The sequence below is a fragment of the Streptomyces sp. LS1784 genome (assembly GCF_020103755.1).
GTDB lineage: Bacteria > Actinomycetota > Actinomycetes > Streptomycetales > Streptomycetaceae > Kitasatospora.
Window position 1 is genome coordinate 1 of record NZ_JAHSQD010000734.1, and the last position, 3456, is coordinate 3456.

Below are 3456 nucleotides of genomic sequence, written 5' to 3' on the forward strand. Positions count from 1 at the left end.
CTCCGCGCCCGACGGCGACCGCCCGCACTGAGCGCGGCGCACGTGACGCACCTGGCGCGCGCCGCGCACACGACGTGGGCGACGCGCGCGACCACGGAGGCCCGTCGACCGGCGGGCCCCGACGCACGAGTTGAGGACCGGGGTTGAGCAAGCTCTCCAAGGCGTCGAAGGCGCCAAAGGATCCTGAGGGGCGGATGGCCCTCGCCGACCACCTGCGGGAACTGCGCAACCGCGTGGTCAAGTCGGTCCTGGCGATCGTGCTGATCACCATCGTGGCGCTGGTGTACCACAAGCAGCTCGAAACCCTCCTGCTGAAGCCGCTGCCGCAGTGCACCACGGAGACCGCGGCCAAGTACCACGGCAAGTGCGCGCAGGTCTCCACGATCGGTCTGACCTCGGGTTTCACCTGGATGCTCAAGGTGGCGCTGACGGCCGGCGTGGTCGGCGCGGTGCCGATCTGGCTGTGGCAGGTGTGGGCGTTCGTGGCGCCCGGTCTGCACCGGCACGAGAAGAAGTACACCGTCATCTTCATGGCGTGCGGGGCGCCGCTGTTCCTGGCCGGTGTCGGCTGCGCCTTCCTGGTGCTGCCGACCACGATCGAGGTGTTGATCTCGTTCACCCCGAACGACACCACGCCGATCCTGCCGCCGGACGACTACTTCGACATCGCCACCCGGATGGTGCTGGTCTTCGGCCTCGCCTTCGAGTTCCCGCTGCTGCTCGTGATGATGAACCTGGTCGGCATGGTCAGCGGCAAGCGGCTGCTCGGCTGGTGGCGCGGGATGATCATGGCCATCACGGTGTTCGCGGCCTTCGCGACGCCGAGCGCCGACCCGTTGAGCATGCTCGCGCTGGCCGCGCCGATCTGGGCGCTGTACTTCATCGCCGTGGCCATCGCGCTGATCAGCGACAAGCGCAAGGCGCGCCGCAACCCGGACGCCGGGCTGGACGACGAGGAGGCCTCGCAGCTGGACCTCTCGGTGCAGCCGGTGGCCGGTGCGGAGACCGTCCAGGCCTCGGCGGCCCCGGTGGCCGGTGCGGCGGTGCCGGCGTCCCACCGCGAGGAGATGGACGACATCACCTGAGCCGGTAGGCCCTGAGGAGCCCCGGTCCGCCGCCGCCGAGCGGTGGGCCGGGGCTTTTCGCTGCCCTGCGTTCCGTCCGGTGACCCGATCGTTGGTCGGTTTTCCACCGGTTTCGATGGGTCGGTCTTGGCAGGGTAGATGGCATGTGACATATTACTGACGTGCTGAAGACCGAGAGACCTCCCCTGGACGTCGTCGTGGTCGGCGCCGGAGTGGTCGGCGCCGCCTGCGCCTACTACGCCGCCCGCGCCGGGCTCGCCGTCGCCGTCGTCGACCGCGGGCCGGTGGCCGGCGGCACCACCGGCGCGGGCGAGGGCAACCTGCTGGTCTCCGACAAGGAGCCCGGCCCCGAGCTCGACCTCGCCCTGCTCAGCACCCGGCTCTGGCGTGAGCTCGCCGAGCAGCTCGGCGCAGCGATCGAGTACGAGCCCAAGGGCGGCGTGGTGGTCGCCTCCACCCCCGCCGGGCAGGAGGCGCTGCGCGCCTTCGCCGCCGAGCAGCGCTCCGTCGGGGTCGAGGCCGAGGAGGTGCCCGGCGACCGGCTGCGCGAGCTGGAGCCGCACCTCGCCGAGGGCCTGGCCGGAGGCTTCCACTACCCGCAGGACGCCCAGGTCCAGCCCGCCCTCGCCGCCGCCCACCTGCTGCGCGAGGCGCGCCGGATGGGCGCCGAGCTGATCACCGGGGAGAGCGTCACCGCCATCGACCGGGGGCCGGACGGCGCCGTGCGCGGCGTGCGGACCGACCGGCGGAGCCTGGCCGCCCCCGCCGTGGTGAACGCGGCCGGCACCTGGGGCGGCGAGATCGCCGCACTGGCCGGAGTCCACCTGCCGGTGCTGCCCCGGCGCGGCTTCGTGCTGGTCACCGAGCCCCTGCCGCGGGTCGTACGGCACAAGGTCTACGCCGCCGACTACGTGGCCAACGTGGCCAGCGGCTCGGCCGGGCTGGAGACCTCCGCGGTGATCGAGGGCACCCCGGGCGGGCCGGTGCTGATCGGCGCCAGCCGGGAGCGGGTCGGCTTCGACCGCACCCTCTCCCAGGAGGTGCTGAGCCGGCTGGCGAGCCAGGCCGCGGCGCTGTTCCCGGTGCTCGCCGGCGTCACCGTGATGCGCACCTACCGGGGCTTCCGCCCGTACCTGCCGGACCACCTGCCGGCCATCGGCGCGGACCCCCGGGTGCCCGGGCTGTACCACGCCTGCGGGCACGAGGGGGCCGGCATCGGGCTGGCCCCGGCGACCGGACTGCTGATCAGCGAGCAGCTCACCGGCAAGCAGCCGGAGCAGGACCTCGCGCCGTTCCGCGCGGACCGCTTCCCGGCTGCGTGAGCGCCCGTACCGGAGCGCCTTCCGGACACTTCCTGGACCCGTGAGATTGGAGAGGCCGCCGATGAGCCGCCGCACCCCCGCCGGGCTGGTCGAGGCCGAGCCCGGGCCCGCCCACCACATCGAGTTCGACGGGCGGCCCGTCCCCGCGCTGCCCGGCCAGTCGATCGCCGCCGCGCTCTGGGCCGACGGCGTGCTCGCCTGGCGCACCACCCGGGTCGGCGGCAAGCCGCGCGGCGCGTTCTGCGGCATCGGTGCCTGCTTCGACTGCCTGGCCACCGTGGACGGCCGCCCCAACCAGCGCACCTGCCTGCTCCCCGCCGAGCCCGGCACCACCGTCACCACCCAGGAGGGCCACGGCCGTGCCGACCTCGCCGTCTGAACCCCTCGACACCTTTCCGTACGACCTCGTGGTGGTCGGCGCGGGCCCGGCCGGGCTCGCCGCCGCCGTGACCGCCGCGGACCTCGGGCTGCGCTGCGCCCTGCTGGACGGCGGGCAGAGCACCGGCGGGCAGTACTACCGCCACCCGGCGCCCGGCCTCGGCGCGGCCCGGCCCGACCGGCTGCACCACCACTGGTCCGCCTACACCGGGCTGGCCGACCGGCTCGCCGTCCACGAGCGCGCCGGGCGGGCCGCCTTCCGGGCCGGGCACCAGGTCTGGGCACTGGAGCGCACCGAGGACGGTTTCGCGGTGCACGTCACCCGTGGGCCGGAGAGCACCGACCGGGCCACCGTCCGGTCCCGGTCGGTGCTGCTCGCCACCGGCGCGTACGAGCGGCAGCTGCCGTTCCCCGGCTGGACCCTGCCCGGGGTGGTCACCGCGGGCGGTGCCCAGGCGATGCTCAAGGCCGGGCTGGTGCTGCCCGGCAAACGGATCGTGGTGGCCGGCAGCGGCCCGCTGCTGCTCGCGGCGGCCTCCTCGCTGGTCACCGCCGGGGCCGAGGTGCCCGCCGTGGTCGAGGCCACCGCCTACCTCGGGTACGTCCGGCGCCCCGGCGTGCTGGCGGGCGTCCCCGGCAAGCTGGTCGAGGGCGCCGGGCACGGCAGCGCG

At 74.5% G+C, this 3456-nt stretch carries 4 protein-coding genes; all 4 read left to right on the forward strand.

Annotated elements, in window-relative coordinates:
• The first annotated feature begins 194 nt into the window (after positions 1 to 194).
• Positions 195 to 1085 (forward strand): twin-arginine translocase subunit TatC, encoded by an 891-nt coding sequence (gene tatC, locus KS423_RS41430; protein ID WP_224284888.1) that lies wholly within the window; start codon positions 195 to 197, stop codon positions 1083 to 1085.
• 161 nt (positions 1086 to 1246) lie between these two features.
• Complete coding sequence (locus tag KS423_RS41435) at positions 1247 to 2407, forward strand: FAD-binding oxidoreductase (RefSeq protein ID WP_224284889.1); 1161 nt, start codon at positions 1247 to 1249, stop codon at positions 2405 to 2407.
• A 61-nt stretch (positions 2408 to 2468) separates the two neighbouring features.
• Positions 2469 to 2786 carry a (2Fe-2S)-binding protein gene (locus KS423_RS41440; protein WP_224284890.1) on the forward strand — a complete coding sequence of 106 codons (318 nt, stop codon included), beginning with the start codon at positions 2469 to 2471 and terminating at the stop codon, positions 2784 to 2786.
• A partial coding sequence (locus tag KS423_RS41445) for an FAD/NAD(P)-binding oxidoreductase (RefSeq protein WP_224284891.1) occupies positions 2767 to 3456 on the forward strand: 690 nt, incomplete at its 3' end. The genes KS423_RS41440 and KS423_RS41445, both read left to right, overlap by 20 nt.

What these genes read in the sequence shown, in the direction of transcription:
- KS423_RS41440 (WP_224284890.1), top strand. Translation starts at nt 2,469, where the DNA reads ATGAGCCGCCGCACCCCCGCCGGGCTGGTCGAGGCCGAGCCCGGGCCC.
- tatC (WP_224284888.1), top strand. Translation starts at nt 195, where the DNA reads ATGGCCCTCGCCGACCACCTGCGGGAACTGCGCAACCGCGTGGTCAAG.